17 protein-coding genes and 1 pseudogene are annotated in these 18,435 nt (G+C 63.8%); 5 read left to right on the top strand and 13 right to left on the bottom strand.

What is annotated here, in order from left to right; translation table 11 throughout:
* Positions 1 to 154 precede the first annotated feature (154 nt).
* The 4 genes from corA to CLV77_RS15920 all read left to right on the top strand — a co-directional run bounded on the left by corA (position 155) and on the right by CLV77_RS15920 (position 4,626).
* Positions 155 to 1,126, top strand: coding sequence for a magnesium/cobalt transporter CorA (gene corA, locus CLV77_RS15935; protein ID WP_076981239.1), 972 nt, complete (start codon positions 155 to 157; stop codon positions 1,124 to 1,126).
* Positions 1,127 to 1,142: 16 nt separating this feature from the next.
* Positions 1,143 to 2,108, top strand: coding sequence for a calcium/sodium antiporter (locus CLV77_RS15930; protein WP_076981238.1), 966 nt, complete (start codon positions 1,143 to 1,145; stop codon positions 2,106 to 2,108).
* A gap of 55 nt (positions 2,109 to 2,163) precedes the next feature.
* Positions 2,164 to 3,597 carry an alkaline phosphatase D family protein gene (locus CLV77_RS15925; protein ID WP_100053150.1) on the top strand — a complete coding sequence of 478 codons (1,434 nt, stop codon included), beginning with the start codon at positions 2,164 to 2,166 and terminating at the stop codon, positions 3,595 to 3,597.
* 271 nt (positions 3,598 to 3,868) lie between these two features.
* Positions 3,869 to 4,626, top strand: a protein-coding gene (locus CLV77_RS15920) for an IS5-like element ISPso2 family transposase (protein ID WP_100053151.1) whose coding sequence is annotated in 2 segments (ribosomal slippage) — positions 3,869 to 4,193 and positions 4,193 to 4,626 — 759 coding nt in all. Because the reading frame shifts where the segments join, the coding sequence is not laid out codon by codon here.
* Between the two features lie 506 nt (positions 4,627 to 5,132).
* Here CLV77_RS15920 and CLV77_RS15915 read toward each other — a convergent pair.
* The 11 genes from CLV77_RS15915 to CLV77_RS15865 all read right to left on the bottom strand — a co-directional run bounded on the left by CLV77_RS15915 (position 5,133) and on the right by CLV77_RS15865 (position 16,625).
* Complete coding sequence (locus tag CLV77_RS15915; protein WP_076981235.1) at positions 5,133 to 5,507, bottom strand: Na+/H+ antiporter subunit G; 375 nt, start codon at positions 5,505 to 5,507, stop codon at positions 5,133 to 5,135.
* Between the two features lie 8 nt (positions 5,508 to 5,515).
* Complete coding sequence (locus CLV77_RS15910) at positions 5,516 to 5,785, bottom strand: K+/H+ antiporter subunit F (protein WP_054540579.1); 270 nt, start codon at positions 5,783 to 5,785, stop codon at positions 5,516 to 5,518.
* Entirely contained in the window at positions 5,782 to 6,273 is a 492-nt protein-coding gene (locus CLV77_RS15905; protein ID WP_076981234.1) for a Na+/H+ antiporter subunit E, read from the bottom strand. The genes CLV77_RS15910 and CLV77_RS15905 overlap by 4 nt, the downstream gene beginning before the upstream one ends.
* Position 6,274: 1 nt before the next feature.
* The gene (locus CLV77_RS15900) at positions 6,275 to 7,828 is read right to left on the bottom strand and encodes a monovalent cation/H+ antiporter subunit D (RefSeq protein WP_054540577.1); all 1,554 of its coding nucleotides are present in this window, start codon (positions 7,826 to 7,828) and stop codon (positions 6,275 to 6,277) included.
* Complete coding sequence (locus tag CLV77_RS15895; protein WP_054540576.1) at positions 7,825 to 8,190, bottom strand: Na+/H+ antiporter subunit C; 366 nt, start codon at positions 8,188 to 8,190, stop codon at positions 7,825 to 7,827. The genes CLV77_RS15900 and CLV77_RS15895 overlap by 4 nt, the downstream gene beginning before the upstream one ends.
* 1 nt (position 8,191) lies before the next feature.
* A complete protein-coding gene (locus CLV77_RS15890) occupies positions 8,192 to 11,083 on the bottom strand; it encodes a monovalent cation/H+ antiporter subunit A (protein ID WP_257787326.1) in 2,892 nt (963 codons plus the stop codon).
* Positions 11,084 to 11,859: 776 nt separating this feature from the next.
* Entirely contained in the window at positions 11,860 to 12,480 is a 621-nt protein-coding gene (locus CLV77_RS15885; protein ID WP_076981232.1) for an ATP-binding cassette domain-containing protein, read from the bottom strand.
* A complete protein-coding gene (locus tag CLV77_RS15880; protein ID WP_076981231.1) occupies positions 12,474 to 13,205 on the bottom strand; it encodes an ATP-binding cassette domain-containing protein in 732 nt (243 codons plus the stop codon). The genes CLV77_RS15885 and CLV77_RS15880 overlap by 7 nt, the downstream gene beginning before the upstream one ends.
* Positions 13,205 to 14,071 (bottom strand): ABC transporter permease, encoded by an 867-nt coding sequence (locus CLV77_RS15875; RefSeq protein ID WP_233128180.1) that lies wholly within the window; start codon positions 14,069 to 14,071, stop codon positions 13,205 to 13,207. The genes CLV77_RS15880 and CLV77_RS15875 overlap by 1 nt, the downstream gene beginning before the upstream one ends.
* The gene (locus CLV77_RS15870) at positions 14,068 to 15,057 is read right to left on the bottom strand and encodes an ABC transporter permease (RefSeq protein WP_076981230.1); all 990 of its coding nucleotides are present in this window, start codon (positions 15,055 to 15,057) and stop codon (positions 14,068 to 14,070) included. The genes CLV77_RS15875 and CLV77_RS15870 overlap by 4 nt, the downstream gene beginning before the upstream one ends.
* Complete coding sequence (locus CLV77_RS15865; protein WP_076981229.1) at positions 15,054 to 16,625, bottom strand: ABC transporter substrate-binding protein; 1,572 nt, start codon at positions 16,623 to 16,625, stop codon at positions 15,054 to 15,056. The genes CLV77_RS15870 and CLV77_RS15865 overlap by 4 nt, the downstream gene beginning before the upstream one ends.
* Before the next feature lie 124 nt (positions 16,626 to 16,749).
* Between CLV77_RS15865 and nikR the strand changes: the two genes are divergently transcribed.
* A complete protein-coding gene (gene nikR, locus CLV77_RS15860) occupies positions 16,750 to 17,211 on the top strand; it encodes a nickel-responsive transcriptional regulator NikR (protein ID WP_076981228.1) in 462 nt (153 codons plus the stop codon).
* A 231-nt stretch (positions 17,212 to 17,442) separates the two neighbouring features.
* On the opposite strand, the pseudogene CLV77_RS15855 reads toward nikR, so the two are convergent.
* Positions 17,443 to 17,520: pseudogene (locus CLV77_RS15855) on the bottom strand (SMC-Scp complex subunit ScpB); the annotation flags it as partial.
* Positions 17,521 to 17,725: 205 nt separating this feature from the next.
* A complete protein-coding gene (locus CLV77_RS16460; protein WP_143815137.1) occupies positions 17,726 to 17,977 on the bottom strand; it encodes a hypothetical protein in 252 nt (83 codons plus the stop codon).
* Positions 17,978 to 18,435 lie beyond the last annotated feature (458 nt).

Below are 18,435 nucleotides of genomic sequence, written 5' to 3'. Positions count from 1 at the left end.
ATGCCCCTCGTATTGTGTTTTGGCAGATATCTCCGCTAGGAACACAAAACAACAATACTCCCCTGTAATTCTCTGATCCGACAGCTTATTTGCCATCAGAAACGGGGTGCGCGCGACACCTCGACAATCATCGGACCGAGGGGAGGCTTAGCGCGTGATCACAGCATATGTGCATGAGGACGGCAGGCTTGGCCGCCACGAGGGGCTCCCGAAACCCGACGCGACCGCTGTCTGGATAGATCTTCTCAGCCCAGTAGGCGACGAGGAAGCCCAGATCGAGGCACTGCTCGGCATCGACGTGCCGACCCGTGAGGAAATGGAGGAGATCGAGATTTCCTCCCGTCTCTACACCGAAGATGGCGCGCTTTTCATGACGGCGATCCTGCCTTCACATGCCGATGGCGATGACCCAGAGATGTTGCCCGTCTCCTTCGTGCTTTCGGACAGGACGCTGGTCACGGTCAGGTATCACGACCCCCGCGCCTTCACGACCTTTCCGACGCGGGCTGCCAAGGTGTCCATGGGCAGCGAGACCGGCGAAGGCGTTCTCGTCGCGCTCCTCGAGGCCGTTGTCGACCGTCTCGCCGACATCCTTGAACGCGACGGCAGGGAAATCGATGCGATCTCCCGCCAGGTATTCCGCCGCTCGAACGGCAAGCCCACGAAAGCGCAGGACTTCCAGGCAACTCTCGAGTCCATCGGCCGCAAGGGCGACCTGACCTCCAATATCCGAGACAGTCTCGTCACCCTTGAACGCGTCGCAGGGTTCCTCGGCCAGCAATCCTTGGAGATGAAAAGCCCGCGGGAACTGCGCGAACGGATTAAGACGCTGTCACACGACATCCGTTCGCTTGCGGATCATGCAAGCTACCTCAGCCAGAAAATCACGTTCCTGCTCGATGCGACGCTCGGCATGATCAACATAGAGCAGAACGCGATCATCAAGATCTTCTCGGTGGCCGCGGTCGTTTTCCTGCCGCCGACTCTGATCGCCTCGATCTACGGCATGAATTTCGAGCACATGCCCGAATTGAAATGGCTGCTCGGTTATCCCTTCGCCATCGGGCTGATGATCTTGTCGGCAATCCTGCCTTACGTCTATTTCAAGCGCCACGGCTGGCTCTGAAAAATAAGGATAAGAAATGTCTCACGATTTACTTCTTGTGGCCGCCGGCCTTGTTCTCCTTTTCCTCGGCGGCGAGGGACTCGTGCGTGGGTCTGTTGCGATAGCGGAGCGCCTCGGCATCTCGAAGCTTCTCATCGGGCTGGTCATCGTCGGGTTCGGCACCTCGACGCCGGAACTCCTTGTTTCCGTCAATGCGGCACTCGACGGTACGCCCGAAATCGCACTTGGAAACGTGGTTGGGTCCAACATCGCCAACGTTCTGCTGATCGTCGGCGTGGCGGCCGTGATCACGCCGATCCTCGGGTGGGACCGCACGGCGGTGCGCGAGGCGCTGGTGGCAACGCTCGTCTCCCTGACGGCTTTTGTGCTGGTTCAGGGCGAGGTCCTCACCCGGATGGAGGGCATTGCGATGCTCGTTGTCCTCGCAGGCTACCTGTTCTCCAGCTATTGGCTGGAAAAGCGGGATCGCGAGGCGAAGACGTTTCAGCACGAGGCGGAGGAATTCGAGGACATTCCACTGCCGCGGCCTTGGCTTGCGCCGGTTCTGGCCATCGGCGGCATCGTCGCCCTGGTGTTCGGGGCGGACATGCTGGTCGAGGGTGCGGTGAACATCGCGCGCGATTTCGGTGTGCCCGATGCAGTGATCGGTCTTTCGCTCGTCGCCATTGGCACTTCGCTGCCCGAGCTTGCCACCGCCATCGTCGCCGCGATCCGGCGCCATTCCGACGTGGTGCTGGGCAACGTAATCGGTTCGAACATCTTCAACATCCTCGCGATCCTCGGCGTCACGGTCGTGATCCAACCCATCGAAGTCACGGCGCGGTTCCGTTTCATCGATACGCCGGTGATGCTGGGAGCCGCCCTGCTGCTTCTGGCGTTGCTCTTTGCCACGAAGTCGATCGGTCGGCTCTGGGGTGCGCTGATGCTGGCCGCCTACGCCGCCTATATGGTGTTCCTGTTCTCAAACGGCACGGGAGCGTGACGCACCCGTGAGCCGTCCGTTGCAAGATGTCGCGACAGGCTCGACACATGCGAGAGTGCCCTTTCGGATCACATCGCCCATTGGCCCCGTTCTTTTCCTCGACGATGTCGCAGGCAGCCAACTGCTGCTGTCCGCACTGTTCATCACTGCGCGGGACGATGAGCCGCCGCCGATCGCAACTGCGGCGGGCGAGACGCGCGCCACACGGCTGGCCGGCTATGACCATGCCTGCGTCTGGCGCGCGCGGTTCACGCTGCCGGCAGATCGCCAGTCGGAATACAGCTGGAACGGCGCGACCTACGCGGTCACCGGTGACCTGACCGACGATCTGCGTCTGGCGTACGTTTCTTGCAACGGCGAGGAAGTGGGGGACATGGACCGCGAAGGTTCCGAGCGGAACGCCATGTGGGAAAGGCTGAAGAGCGAACACCAACACCGGCCCTTCGCGCTGATGCTGCACGGCGGCGACCAGGTCTATGCCGATGAGGTGACCGAGGGGCACGAGCTCAGCCATGGTTGGCCGGAGCGTATCCCGCGCGACCCCTCTTGCGCCGCGCTGGACGATCTTCGCCATCACCTGCGCGAAAGGTTCCTGGAACGCTACGCTGCTCTCTACGCCGCGCCGCAGTTCGCCTGGCTTTGCGCGCGCGTGCCGTCACTCATGCAATGGGACGATCACGACATCTGCGACGGCTGGGGCTCGCTCAGACGGTCCCGCACCTATTCCCCGGTGGGCCAGACGCTCTTCGCCGTCGCACGCGAAAGCTTTCTGGTGTTTCAGCAGGCGACAACTGATGGCGATCTGCCGACGCGCTTTGCCGACCCCGAAGGGCAGCATATGGGCTGGTCTGTCCATGGCCCCGACCTGCGCATCCTCGCCCCCGACCTCCGCTCCGAACGCACACGTCGCCAGATCATGGGCATGGGCGGCTGGGCAATGATGGAGGCGGAAGCACGGCGGGAGGTGCAGGGGCATACCTTGCTGATGTCCAGCGTTCCCTTGCTTGGCCCCCGGCTATCGCTCTTGGAAACGCTCATGGTGGTGATCCCGCGGATGCAGAAATACGAGGATGATCTGCGCGACCAATGGCAGAGCCGTGCTCATCGCAAGGAATGGCGCCGGATGCTGCGGCTGGTTCGCGACCTTGCAAGACGGGACAGGCACGACATCACGGCGGTCTCGGGCGAAATCCACCTGGCGACACGCGCGGTCATGGACCTCGGCGGCGGCCTGCACCTGAACCAGCTTGTTGCCTCCGGAATCGCCCATCGCGCGCCACCCAAGGGCTGGGCACGATTTTTGGGAGCCTTGTCATGGTTGGGCGAAGACCCATTGCCCGAGCACCCGATCCGCGTGCAGCGCCTTCCCGGGCAACCCGGCAGATACATCGCCGAGCGGAACTATCTGGTTCTCGAACGGACTGCCGGGAACTGGACCGCGCTGTGGGATCTGGAAGCGAGCGGTATGACGGAGGCGCTGCACCTGTAGCAACCTACTGAATTTGGATTGTTATTCTTGCCTTTGACCGAACTCAGCCGGGCTAGCGGACCCAGAGAACGTTGGAGCTCAGTCCCGTTCCCTTCAGCATCTACTGGAGAACGAATGCTGGCTCTGGAATGGAGGAACGGTCAGACAGTCCTACGAAATCAGGTCTGCAACCAGTGAGGATGCTCAAATCGTGTGCAATTCGTACTAGGGTCAGGATGCATTGATTTCTGTTGCGCTGCGTGATTCACGCCTGCGAAAACGGAGTGGTGACATGAGCGATCTCTTCTTGCTGACCGACGCGCAGATGGCGCGCCTGGCTCCCTTCTTTCCCAGGTCGCACGGGAAGCCCCGGGTTGATGACAGACGGGTGCTGAGCGGGATTATCTTCATAAATCGCAATGGCTTGCGTTGGCGTGACGCTCCTGCTGCATATGGCCCTCACAAAACGCTTTACAGCCGGTGGAAGCGTTGGAGCGAAAAGGGCATCTTCGCGCGGATGATGGCCGGGCTGGCGGCGGAACACGGCGAGAAAACGACCGTGATGATCGACGCAACATACCTCAAAGCCCATCGAACGGCGACCAGCATGGCCGCCAAAAAGGGGGGCGTGGTCGCCTGATCGGCCGAACCAAAGGCGGTATGAACACCAAGCTGCACGCCATCTGCGACAGTCAGGGGCGACCGATCGACCTGTTCGTCACCGCTGGACAGGTCAGCGATTATATCGGCGCTCGGGCCCTGCTGAGTGGCCTGCCAAACGTCAAATGGCTACTCGGGGATCGTGGCTATGACGCTGACTGGTTCAGAGAAGCGTTGCAGGACAAGGGGATACGTGCCTGCATCCCAGGCCGGAAGAAACGCAAGACGGCGATCAAATACGATAAGCGGAGATACAAGCGGCGTAACCGCATCGAGATCATGTTCGGCAGGCTCAAGGACTGGAGGCGCGTCGCGACCCGCTATGACCGATGCCCCAAGGTCTTCCTCTCAGCCATCGCCCTCGCGGCTCTCGTCATCTATTGGTTATGAATCCTGACCCTAGAGAGTCGCCTCAAGTATAGGGAGATCCAACGAGGCGGGGTTTCGAGATGGCCGCAGACCTGCGGTGGTTGCCGAAGGTTGATGCGGGCACCTCACGGCGTGCCGCCGGGACCGGGCCTTGGTCCATCGACCACCATTCGATCCTGCTGTACCTCGTTGCGCGGCCGCTCCGCCTCGCTCCACATGCGCCGACCAGACCACCCTTCGAAAACCTCGATCCTGCCCGCGTAGCCATCCGTTGAGCCGTTCATTTTGCAGTCCTATCCTGCCGGGTCTCGACCGCAGTACTCGCACAGGCAGGCTAGGCGCGGCAGGAGCGGGTCGGAGCGGCGCTTACTACGCTGAGGCGCTTGTTCCTTAACCGCGACCATCATCGTCCCGGGTGGGAACTGCGGTGAGAAACGCCTCTGAAGCAGTGGCGGGACTGGCCCGCGACGCGATGCGCGGCATCGCATCCGCTGTAAGTGTTCCCCCCGCAATGCCCTGTCCCGGTTTCATTCCTCCCGCCTCAGCGCAGGCGAATCGTCGTAGACCGACCAGCCGTATTCTCTGCTCGAGGCCGGCAGCTCGGACCTGTCGATGTTGCGGATGATGTAGGTCTTGGCGATGAAATTCGCAGCGATCGGCGCGGTCAGGAAGAGAAACAGCGTGATCAGAAGCTCGTGGAAAGACACGGCCCCCCCGGTCGAGAAAAAATAGAGCATCGAGGCGATGAGCGCACAGCCGATCCCCAGCGTTGTCGCCTTGGTCGGTCCATGCAGCCGCTGCATCGTGTCGCGCAGCTTGACCAGCCCGAAGGAGCCGACAAGCCCGAACACGCCGCCAAGGATGAGGAAGGCCGAGATCAGGATTTCCATGATGGCGGGCATGTCGGGGCTCACTCGATGATGTCGCCGCGCAGAACGAAGCGGCAATAGGCGACGGTGGAGACGAAGCCGACCATGGCGACCAACATCGAGGCCTCGAAATAGACTGCCGTGCCCTTCCAGATCCCGTAGAGGACCAGAAGCGCGATCAGGTTGATCACCATGGTATCGAGCGCGAGGATCCGATCGGACACGTCCGGCCCCACGGTGATCCGCCAGAGGCAGAACAAAAGTCCGAGCCCGAAACAGGCGAATGCGAACATGAGGGCGATGGATATCATTCGAATATCTCCTTGAGCGGCCGTTCGTATCGCTGCTTGATCCTGTCCCGTTCGTAGTCCGGGTCGTCGGTATGCAGGCAGTGGACGAGTATGGAGCGGCCGTCCGCGCCCAGCATCGCCGAGACGGTGCCGGGCGTCATCGTGATCGTGCCCGCAAGCACCGTGATCGCCTCGGGCGATGTCAACTCGAGCGGGATGGTGATCCAGCGGGACCGGAAGTCGGTGCTGCGCTTGAACAGGATGATCCAGGCGACCTGCACATTGGCGACAACGATGTCCCACAGCACCAACAGGACGTATCTGACCACGATGAGCGGGCGGCTCAGCTTTGCCCGGTTCGGCCAGTAAGGTGCCGTGATGATCGGCACGACAAGCCCCAGGACTGTGCCCAGCAGCAGATTGCCCAGCGTGACGGTATTGACGAGGCCAAGCCAGACGAGGGCCAGCGTGATGCTGAGAAGCGGATGAGGAATGAGGCGGCGGATCATCTCAGGTCTCTCCCTCTGTTCCAAGCACCGCGGTCACATAGCCGCTCCTGTCGAAGATCTGTGCCGTCGTGCCGTCGAGATATCCGACGAGCGGCCCGGCAAAGGTGGTCAGCATGACCAGTAGGGCGACCGTCGCCATGACGGGCGCCAGTTCCATCGCGCCGGCGGGCCGGTCGGTGCCGGATGGTGCTTCCGGGGCCTCGTCGGTCTCGGCGGTCTCGGGCTCGTCCAGCGGAACGGCCGTGGATTTCCAGAACAGTGCGCTGCCGGCGCGGGCGAAGCCCACGATCGTCATGAGCGAGCCGAACAGCACCGCACTCCAGGCCCAGGCCATGGTGCCGGGTGCGCGCAGCGCATCCAGAACCATCAGTTTCCCGATGAACCCGCTCAGCGGCGGCATCCCGGCCATACCGATCGCCGCAGCGAAGAACAGCGCGGCGAACAGCCCGTTCTGCAAGGTCGCCGGCCGGGCGCCGAGGTGGCCTGCCTCGCGGCGCGCGATCACCAGATCGGCCAGCAGGAACAGGGCCGCCGCCGCGAAGGTGGAATGAACGAGATAGTAGAGCGCTGCCGTCGTCGCGACGGGCGAGAAGGCCGAGATGGCCACCATCAGCGTGCCCATCGACCCCAGCACCGAAAAGGCGATCAGCGCCAGCAGGTTCCGCGCGCCCAGCACCCCGACCGCTCCGATCGCGATCGTGACGATGGCGGCAGGAAGCAGCCATGTCCCGGCCATGCCATCCGTTGCAACGATCCCTGGGCCGAAAACCAGCGTGTGGATGCGCAGGATCGCATAGGCACCGACCTTGGTCATGATCGCGAAAAGTGCCGCGACGGGCGCAGGCGCGTTGGCATAGGCGCCCGGTAACCAGAACTGGACCGGAAACAGGGCTGCCTTCAGCGCGAAGACGATCATCAGCAGCATCGCCGCCACGCGGACCAGCGCGGCTTCGTCCGCCGGCACCTCCTGCAGCCGCAGCGCAAGATCGGCGATGTTGAGCGTGCCGGTGACCGAATAGAGCACGCCAAGGGCAAACAGGAACAGCGTCGATCCGGCCAGGTTGATGACAACGTATTGCAGCCCGGCGCGCATCCGGTCACGCCCGCCGGAATGGACCATCAGCCCGTAGGAGGCGATCAGCAGGATCTCGAAGAACACGAAGAGGTTGAAGATGTCGCCGGTCAGGAAGGCGCCGCAGATCCCCATCAGCTGGAACTGGAAGAGCGCGTGGAAATGCCACCCGCGCGCGTCCCATCCCGTGGCGACCGCATGGACAAGTACCAGTAACGCCAGCACCGTGGTGACAAGGACCATCAGCGCCGACAGCCGGTCGAGCACGAGGACGATGCCGAAGGGTGCGGGCCAGTCGCCGAGATAGTAGACCTGCGGATCGCCTCCTGCCGTCACGAAAAGCCCTATGGCGATGACCAGCAGCGCGACGGTTCCCGCCACGGAGGCGGTCCGCGCGAGCGGGAGGTCATGGCGCATGACGAAGCCGATGACCGGCGCCAGCAGGGCTGGCAGGATGACAGGGGCGATGATCCAGTGGTTCATTCCCGGCCCCCCGCACCATATTCGGCGTTCTCGGCCGCTTCCGCCATGTCGATCCGGTCGTCATCCGATTCCAGATAGGCGCCGAGGGCGACCATCACCAGCACCGCCGTCATCCCGAAAGAGATGACGATCGCGGTCAGCACCAGCGCCTGCGGCAGCGGATCCGTATAATTCGCCTCGCCATAGGGCGACAGGACCGGCGGCATGTCGATCGAAAGCCGGCCTGACGCGAACAGAAAGATATTCACCGCATAGGACAGCAGCGCCAGTCCCAGGATCGTCGAGAACGCTCTGAGGCGTAGGATCAGGTAGATCCCCGCCGCCGTCAGAGCGCCTACGGAACTCGCCACGATGAACTCCATGCTATTCCTGCTCCTTGGTAGTGCGTGTCGTCCGGTCCGCGGAGGGGTCGTAATCCATCGGCTCGCGATTGACGGTTTCGCCCGCATATCGTGCAATGCGCGACAGGCTGTAGAGCATCAGCATCACCGCGCCCAGAACCGCCAGAAACACGCCAAGATCGAATAGCATCGCGGTGGCAAGCTCGAATTCCTCGATCGGGGGGAAGTGGAAATAATCGTAGCCGCTGGTCAGGAATGGTTTGCCGCCCAACCATGCGCCCGCCCCTGTCAGACCGGCGATCACCACGCCCCAGCCGATCATGGCGTGATATTCGATCTTCTGGCGGCTCTGGGTCCAGGCGAAGCCCGACGCCATGTATTGCATGAGCAGCGCGATCGACACGACGAGACCGGCCACGAATCCGCCGCCCGGCTGGTTGTGGCCGCGCAGGAAGATGTAGACCCCCACAAGGATGGCGATCGGCATCATCACGCGAGTGGCGATGACCATCATCAGGGGATGCCGGTCCCGGGAGCGGTCGAGCGAGTAGTCGGTGTTGCGCAGCTTTCGTGCCGCCGGACCGTTCAGCAGCGCCTCCATCACCGCATAGATGATAAGCCCCGCGATACCGAGGACGATGATCTCGCCATAGGTGTCGTAGCCGCGGAAATCGACAAGGATGACGTTCACCACATTCGTGCCGCCCCCACCCTCGTAGGAATTCGCGAGGTGATAATCCGAGATCGTCGGCGTGTCGCGCAACAGGAACATCAGTGCAAGCGCGCCCACGCCCGCCCCGCCGGCGATGGCGATCACGCCGTCCCTGATCCGGCGACCGGCCGAGCTTTCGACGGGCGAAGCCTTGGGCATGTAATGAAGCGCCAGAAGCAGCAGCATGATGGTCACGGTCTCGACCGAGATCTGGGTCAGTGCCAGGTCGGGCGCCGAGAGGTAGACGAAACCGACCGAGATGGTCAGGCCGATCACGCCCATCACGACGAGCGACCGGAACCTGTTGCGATGCATCAGCGCCATGGATCCGGCCGCCACCAGCAGAAGGACCCAGCCGACCAGGACCAACGGCGGCACCGGCAGCATCTCACGCGTCTGAGGCGGCATGCCGCCGCCGCGCCACGCGAGATAGCCAAGCAGCGTGGTGGACCCGACGAAGATCGCAAGGTAGCGCGACATCGCGCCGTCATGGGTCCGCTGCGTGACCCACCGCGACAGGCCGACCGCCCCGCCGACCAGACCGTCGAAGATCGCCTTGGCCTCGGGCCTGGGTGCGGCGATCCAGGCCCGGTCCAGTGGACGGTGGGCCGCTAGCAGCGCCGCGCCGGCCAGAACCGCGATGACCGACATGTAGAGCGCCGGTGTGATCCCGTGCCAGATCTTGAGATGGAACTCTGGCAACGTGCCCCCGGTCACCGCACCCGCGGCCACGCGCACCAGCGGTTCCGCGACGTGCGGCAGGATACCTATCAGGACGACTAGGCCGACCAGCAGGGCCGGGGCGATCCACAGACCGAAGGGCGGGTCGTGGGGCTTGTGGGGATAGTCCTCGCGCACCCGGCCGAAAAAGACATGCACGATGAAGCGGAAGGAATAGGCGACCGACAGAAGCGCGCCCAGCGTGGCGAGCACGGGCAGCGCCCAGGGGCTGCCCGCCCAGTCGGTATGTGAGGCCTCCTCTAGCATCATTTCCTTCGACAGAAAGCCGTTCAGCAGCGGTATCCCCGCCATCGACAGCGCCGCGATCGTGCCGAGGACGAAGGTGACCGGCATCAGCGTTCGCAATCCGCCAAGCCGCTTGATATCGCGGGTATGCGCCTCGTGGTCGATGATGCCGGCCGTCATGAAGAGCGCGGCCTTGAAGGTCAGGTGATTGATGATGTGAAACACCGCCACCACCGCCGCCATCGGTGTGCCGAAGCCCAGCAGCATCGTCAGCAGGCCCAGATGGCTGACCGTCGAGAAGGCCAGCAGCGCCTTGAGATCGTCCTTGAACAGCGCGATCAGCGCGCCCAGCACCATCGTCACCAGCCCGGTGGTCGTCACGATGTAGAACCACGCCTCGGTGCCCGCCAGGACGGGCCACATGCGCGCCATCAGGAAGACGCCCGCCTTCACCATGGTCGCGGAATGCAGATAGGCCGAGACCGGCGTCGGCGCGGCCATGGCATGCGGCAGCCAGAAGTGGAACGGGAACTGGGCCGACTTGGTGAACGCGCCCAGCAGGATCAGGATCAGCGCCGGCATGTACCAGTCCGACGCCCGGATCGCCTCGCCCGCGGCAAGGATGTCCGTAAGCTTGTAGCTGCCCGCGATCTCGCCCAGGATCAGCATGCCGCCGATCATCGCGAGCCCCCCCGCGGCGGTCACCGCCAGTGCCATCCGCGCGCCCTGCCGCCCCTCGGGCAGGTGTTTCCAGTACCCGATCAACAGGAAGGAGGACAGGCTGGTGAGTTCCCAGAAGATCAACAGAAGCAGGATGTTGTCGGATAGCACGATCCCCAGCATCGCCCCTTGGAACAGCAGCAGATAGGTGTAGAATTGCCCCATCGGGTCATCGCCCGAAAGATAGAACCGGGCGTAAAGCGTGATCAGCAAGCCGACGCCAAGGATCATCGCCGCGAACAGCAGACCGAGACCATCGAGAAAGAACGCGACCGACAGGCCGAGCTGCGGCAGCCAGGACAGTTCCACCGTGATGATCTGCCCGGCCATCACGGACGGCGCGAGCAGCAGCAGCATGATCAGGGACAATACCGTCGGAAGCGCGGTGAAGATCGCGCAGGCGTTCCGGCCGGCGCGGATCATCATCCCCGGCAGCAATGCCCCGATGAACGGCAGCAATGCGATGATGATGAGCGAAGGGTCGTTCACGACGACAGCGGCTTCCTGTCCGTTCACGGCATCGCCTTCAGGTGAAATATGCCACCTGAACCCCTAACGGATCGGCGCGCTGGTCGGCGCTTGGAGTCTCGGTTCCTAGGAGAAGCAAGTGAAACTGTAGTCATCTGGCGTCGGTTCCGCGTGTAATCAGAAAGTTAACCGGGGGATTTCGCACGAGATCGGCAGTGAAGGCGCCGGGCCCTGCAAAGGAGGTGATGCGGGTCGTTACATGAACAGCCATCAGATCAGAAACATGGTCCCTGACGGCGCGGTGTGGACTTGCTCGCGGGTTGCGCCGCATCGGTGGACAGGAACTGGCGTAATTCAAGCACTCGCTGCACCTGCTGATCTGGTTGGTTGATGGCACGTTTCTGCCATTAGACCACGGCTGGCTGTATGCCGCCAAGGGCAGAATGACCGCGCGGCCCGATTTGACCCAATTTTCCCGGCGCTCGCATAACTCCGCCGGAAAATTTCCAGCGGATCCGAAATGTAGCCGGCCAAACCGCAATCCGGCCCGCGGCAGGCAAATGCCCGGTCCCAAGTTTGCGCAAGGCAATTGCGAGTCCGTTTTGCCTGGGATGATCGACCTTATGTTAACCAATTTACACTATCGACCTTTACACAGGGTTTGCTCAGCTACATCTGATAACCAAATCCTCAGAACAAATAGCTCCTATCCTCGAAAAGGCAGATATTATTTGCCGTTCTTGATCTGATCGGCAAATACAGGATCGGGATGCCCTCGGGGCGCACGTTCTCCACGCTTTATGCCGCGGTTATTGCTTTGTCTTTCAGTCTACCTGAAGCCTGGGGTGACCAAAACAGAGCTGGTATCGTCGTTTGACGTGCCTCTTAAGCAGGTTCTGATTGTGGCTGATCAGGAGTATCCCGACGCCACGTCCGGCGAGCCTCCTCAGCGCCCATAGAGTGTCCTCGGCCGAGAGAGCATCGAGCGGTGCGGTGATCTCGTCGCAGACCAGATACCGGGTGGATGGCAGCACCATCCGGGCGAGAGATACACGTGTCAGCTCCCCCCCCGACAGTTCGGCCGGGAACCTGCTTGCCCATTCTGGCTGGATCCCGAGGATGCGCAGGGACTCTGGGTCGGGGGTGGCCCCGTTCCGCAGGATCCGATTGACCCGCCAGCGCGGATCCACGGACATCTCAGACGTCTGGGGGGCGTATTGAACCGGGCAAGGGAGACCGGCCCGCAGCATCAGCGGAGCACCGTCGATCTCCACCCGGCCCGCGTTCGGCAGGAGATGTCCCGCCAGAATGCGTCCGAGCGTGGACTTGCCTGCTCCTGAAGGTCCGGCAAGGCCGATGATCTCACCGGGGGACAGGTCAAAATCGACCTCGTCCAACACGGAGACCGCACCGAACGCATGAGTGATCGCGCGCGCTTTCAGCATGCCGGACACACGTTCTGCGCCTGCCACAGTCTCCGCGCGAAGGGCTTCCGAAGCGCCTCGCCATTGCCCCGGAACGCCGAGGCCGGAGCGGTTTCCACCGCGCAGCCTTCCTGCAGGACGGTGATCTCCCCCGCGACGGCTGCAAGGCGCGGCAGATCGTGGCTGATCACGAGCACGCCGTAGCCGTCGCTGGCGAGGGTTCCAAGCAGGGCCATGATCCGTTCCGCGGCGGCGGCGTCGAGACCGGCGGTGGGTTCGTCGGCAATCAGCCAGCCGGCACCGGTGGCAAGGGCGGTGGCAAGGCAGGCGCGGCGGGCCATTCCGCCAGACAATTCGTGCGGCCAGGCCTGCGCGACAGTCGGCGCGAGTCCAAGGCGCGGCAGGAGCGCCGCTGGATCTTCGGTTCGATCGGCAAGCCGAGCGAACCTTGCGATCTGTGCCCCCACCGTGGCCAACGGATCGAGCGCGTCTAGCCCTTGCGGCGCGAGCGCGATCCCGCCGCGCGACGGGGGGGCACCGTCCACCAGTATGCGCCCCGACACGTCAGCGTTTCGCGGCAGAGTTCCAGCAATGGCCGCGGCGATCAGGCTCTTGCCAGCGCCGGATGCACCGCAGATGCCGGTCACGGCACCACGCGGCGCGGCAAGATCGAGCCCCTCGAGCACCGTAAGGGAGGGCGCTCCATGGCGTCGAAACCGAACTGTAAGGCTTTTCACGACAAGCATCAGGCGACGCCCTCGCGCGGGTCGGCGGCGCGGCGCAGTGTTTCTCCGAACATCTCGAAGGCAAGCGCCAGAAGAACAAGCCCAAGACCGGGAAACAGCGCGACCCACCAGTGCCCGGCCATCAGCCCGCGCAAGGAGTCTGCCAGCATGATGCCGATTGACGGCAGGTGCGGCTCGATCCCCAGACCGATGAACGAGAGCCCGGCCTCGTGCAGGATCGCGTGCGGGAAGATCAGCACGAATCCGGCCACGAGTTGCGGCAGCAGGTGCGGCACCATGTGGTGACGCGCGATCCAGCCCCGCGACCGGCCGAGCGCACGCGAGATCCGCACGTAGTCCGCAGCGGCGACCGTCTGCGCCTCGTGGCGAAGGACACGCGACAGGCGCGGCCAGTGGGTCAGCGCAACGCCGAGGATCACCCCGGTCATGCCCCCGCCCGCCGCGTAGGCCACCATCAGCACCAACACGAAGTGCGGCAGGCCGAGGGCCAGTTCGGTCAGCACGCCGACGATGCGATCGGCTGTCTGGCTGAAGGTGGCCGCCACTGCAAAGGCAAGTGCGATCGCCGTGGAGACCGCGGCGGCGGCCAGCCCCACCTGCGCGCTGACCGCCAGCGCGGCGAGCGTGCGGGCAAGCACATCGCGGCCGAGAAGGTCGGTCCCGAAGGGAAAAGCGAACGCGGGCGGCAGTCCGCGGGCGAAGGGATCCACGCTCAGCGGATCAAGCGGCAGAAGCGGTACGGCAAGGACGGCAGCCAGCAGACCGATGGTGACGGCGCCCCGGCGACGCAGTTGCCGCCGGACGGCCCCGCGCGGAGTGCGACCGGCACCTGTCATATCTGTCCCGTCGAAGGCCGTCTCTGTCACTGCCGCGCCTCCGTACCGAGACGAGGGTCCAGAAGCCGTGCGGCGATATCCGCCAGCAGGTTGCCTGCGAAGACGAAGATCAGTGTCGCGAGCGCGATCCCCATCAGGAGCGGCGCGTCCGCTCCAAGCGCGGCCCGCACCGTCGCCTGCCCCAGCCCCGGCCAGGCGAAGACCGCCTCTGCCAGAACCGAACCGCCGAAAAGCTCCCCCGCACCGGCCAGATGCACGGTGATCGCGGGTCCCATCGCGTGGCGCATCCCCGGCCCGAAGGCGAGCCAGAGGGGGCGCGCGCCATGCGCGGCAAGATGAGTCGCAGCGGGGCTTTCGAGGAAGGCCACGAGGCGCTGGCGCGTGTGCAAGATCAGCGGTGAGATGCCAACGACCGAGACGGCGATCACCGGAAGGACGAGGTGCGGCAGACGCGCGGCAAGGTCCACCTCGTCCGCGATCATGCCCGGCGGTGTGGCGCAACAGGGCGGCAACCAGCCGAGGCCCACGGCGAAGACCGCGATCAGCAAAAGGCCGATCCAGAAGCCGGGGCTCGCCGCCAGCACGACAGCGACACCGCGAATGATCCGGTCAGGCCAGCACCCCCGCCTGGCTGCGGCGATCAGACCAAGGGCGGTGCCGAGCACGAAGGACAGGATGAAGGCTGCACCGACGAGCGCGATCGAGGCGGGAAAGCGATCTGCGATGACCTGCACCACCGGCGCGTTGAAGGTGATCGAGTCGCCCAGGTCACCCGACATGGCGTTGCGCGCCCAGAGCCAGAAGCGCTCATATGCGGGCGCCTCGAGCCCCCATGCCGCCGAGATGGCCTCGCGCTGCTCCGGCCCCACCAGTGCCACCCGCGCGCCCACGTAGGCCTGTACCGGGTCGATGGGCGCCAGCGAAACCAGCGTGAAGAGCCCGACCGAGGCCAGCGGCAGGAGCCAGAGAAGCCGGATCGCCCGATCGCGCAGCAGCGGCAGGAGCCAGCCCGTCATTCGCAGGTCCAGCGCCAGTCCTGCAGGTTCCAGGTAATCGGAAACCCATGCCCGTGCGGATGGACCTGGGACGCTCCGGTGTCGAGGCAGTCGGACACCCAGTAGCTGTGCTCGAGGTTCACCATCCAGACCCAGGCCGCGTCGCCGCGCGCGCCGAAGCCCGTGGCGCCGTCCCATTGCGCCGCCTGCCAGTGAGGCAGCGACGCTTCGAAGCCTGGCGCCGCCTCGGCGGCCTCGAGATGCGCGTCGACGGTCGTGTTGGCATAATAGCCCGTGTTCACCCATCCCTGGCCTGCATTCGAGGAATGGTAGAGGCTGTAGACTTCGAGGGGATCATGCGCGCCCCAGCCGAAGACGACGACGTTTGAATGCAACATCGCCTCGATCTCGTCCCAGCTCCGGCCCGATGGCTCCGCCGCGATCCCGATGGCCTGCAACTGCTGCGCGGCACCGAGCGCCAACGCCTGCCGTGTGCTGTCCGAGGCCGGGTAGACGATGGTGAATTCCGCCGTCAGGTCGCCGAGCTCCCGAATGCCATCGCCGTCGGCATCCTGCCAGCCTGCGGCCTCCAGGATGGCGCCTGCCGCGTCAGCGTCGCCACCGGGAAGATGCGCCTCCGGATTATCCCAGGGCAGACCGTCCACCGGACCGTAGGCCGGGCGGCCATGCCCGGCTAGCGCCAGGGCGACCAGCGCTTCGCGGTCGAGCGCGACGTTCACCGCACGGCGGATCGCCGGGTCGGCGGTCACGTCATTGCCGATGGGATGGCCGGCATCCGTGGCCCGGCCTTCGTCCGGCACCATCGGAAACATCAGGCCGCGGTTGTCCACCGTCTCGACATTCAGGACGCGCATGCCTGCCGGTGCCATGTCTGCCTGCGCCGGTGGCACCGCAACGAGATGCGCCGCGCCAGTGCGCGCGAGCGACAGGTCGGTCTCCTCCCCGCCGAAGACGAAGCTCACGCGCGCGAAGGGAATGTCGCCCCCGTGCCAATACGGATTGGGCTCGACGACCAGCTGCTCGCCCTCGCGCCATTCGACCAAGCGGAACGGTCCGGCGCCCACGGGCCCACGGGCATAGCCGTCGCCGTAGGTCGCGGCCGGCACGATCCCGAGCGAGACGAGGTGGCTGACGAAGGTGATCCTGGGTTCCCGCAGGTACAGCTCGACCTCGAATGGACTGATGGCCCGCGCGATTTCCAGTACGCTCAGATCAGCAAGGCCGCCCGCATCGCGCGCTGTGTTGAAGGTGAAGGCGACGTCCTCCGCCGTCAGCGCCGTGCCGTCGGAAAACCGCGCATCGTCGCGCAGCGTGATCCGCCAGGTCAGCCGATCCTCCGACAGGTCCCATGACGTCGCGAGATCGCCCTCAAGCGCGAGGTCGTCATCGTGCCGGAGGAGCGTCGCCTGAAAGAGCGGGTTGCCGTAGCGGCCCCAGCCCATGACCGGATCGAAACCCGTTTCCGGTTCGCCTCCCACGGCAAGCACCAGCGCCCGCTCCTGCGCGAGTGCCGGTTGGGTCGTGGCAAGGGAAGTAGCGAGGGCTACGGCGGCGAGAACTGGCTTCACGGGGCAACGTCGGTATGATTTTCGTATGCAAAGATCATATAGATCGTATCATTCCTGTCAATCAGCCGTTGCCTACCGCGACGCTTCGCCCGATGCTGACAGGCAAAACGGCGGAGGAACGCGCATGAAACGCATAACGATTACGCTCGATGGCGACCTGTTGGCCGAGATCGATGCGCATATGGAGGCCTCCGGTGCCACCAACCGGTCAGAAGCGATCCGCGACCTGATCGCGCGCAGCCTGACACCCGACGCGCCCTGCGAGGCGCAGTGCCTGGGGGTGGCGAGCTATACGCTGGACCCCGCCATGCGCGATCTCGGGCTCAAGGTGCCGAAGGTTCGCCAGGATCACCACAACCAGGTCGCCGCCGCGCTGTCGGTTCCGGTCGATCATTCCACCTCGCTCGAGGTCATCGTTCTGACAGGCCCTGTCGGCGAGGTCGAGACGATCGCGAATGCGCTGTTCCTTGAACGTGGGGTCCGGCATGGAAGACTGATGCTGGTGCCGCTTGCAGAGGATGACGGGGCGCACAGCCATGGCGATGGGCACGTCCACAAGCATCTTCGCGTCGCCGACTATTTTTGACGCCCTCAGATGTCATCGGGCATCAGTGTGCCCTGAAAGGCGTCGAAGACTGCACGCTTCATTCCCCCGCGCCTCTGCCAGTGCCAGCGCTTCGGCAAGCCGGGCGGCCGCGCGCGGGTTCAGACCGAGAGTTCTGAAGGCCGCCGCATGCCGCGGACTTTCGCCGGAAAGCAGGATCACCTTCCATCCGGTCCCGTCCTCGCGAAGAAAGGCCCGGCCCCGTTTCGCCCACCGCATCCATTCCCGCCAGCGCAGCTCCGGCGGCAGGTCAGCGAGTTCGCGGTCGACCTCGGAGCGATCTTTCGCCATCCCTACACCCCGTAGAGCCGGAAGGTGTCGCGACCGGTCACCTCGCGCCCTCGACGGCTGGGAACACGAACAAGGCATACCCCTGGTGCGTTCAACACCTAATTCGATACGGCGGAATCTTGACGCAACAGTTCCGGCTACATAGTCAGCCGTAGCCAACAGCGCGAACTGATTATCCCTCGTGACCCCTTAAGGCACCGAGCGGCTATCCCTCTGGCAAACTGCTGAGTTCGGGTTTGAACTCCAGGTCGCCCAGCTTTTCGGGCCACTTCCCGACCGGCTGATTATGGACCCCCCGGTATTCCAGCGATGCCACCTGCCCGTCCGCTCGAATGTGAAGATCGTATATTACGGGTATCCCGTCCGCGCCGGTACAGGAGCAGCTTACGACGCGGGCCGAAGGTTCATCGCTGTCGCGAAACTGGATTTCACCGACACCTTCAGCATCCTTCAGCATCACGGGCACTTACTAGGCCGCCGCGCGGTGCCGGGATAATCCCGGCACCCGAATGGCTTTCGAGGAGCTCGAGTACCAAAACCTCATCGTCGCGCATTGCTCTCATCACGGTATCGGGTGGATTCGTCCGACGTTCAGGCTGCCATTAGGCAACATGTAAGCGTTATCCCGGATCCGCTGGCCGTTGACAGCAATGTTGCGAATATTGAGGTCCTCGCTGCGCCAAACAGGTTGTTGCGCAGATCCGAACGGATTGCATTTTGCACCGCGTTCCGGTCGATGCCTGCACGGTCGATGTGACGCCAGATATGATAGATGTGCCTTATCATGACTATTGAAACGAAATCCAAACACATCAGCCACTGTCGCATTTTCTTCACCATTTCAGCACATGATTATTACGTGATTTCTGGATGATACGGGGTAAGCACACATCATTTTTCAGCTTAAGGCTTCAA

It is taken from the genome of Brevirhabdus pacifica, assembly GCF_002797755.1.
GTDB classification, from domain to species: domain Bacteria; phylum Pseudomonadota; class Alphaproteobacteria; order Rhodobacterales; family Rhodobacteraceae; genus Brevirhabdus; species Brevirhabdus pacifica.
The sequence above is the reverse complement of the archived record's forward strand: the minus strand, read 5'-3'. Positions and strand labels throughout refer to the sequence as shown.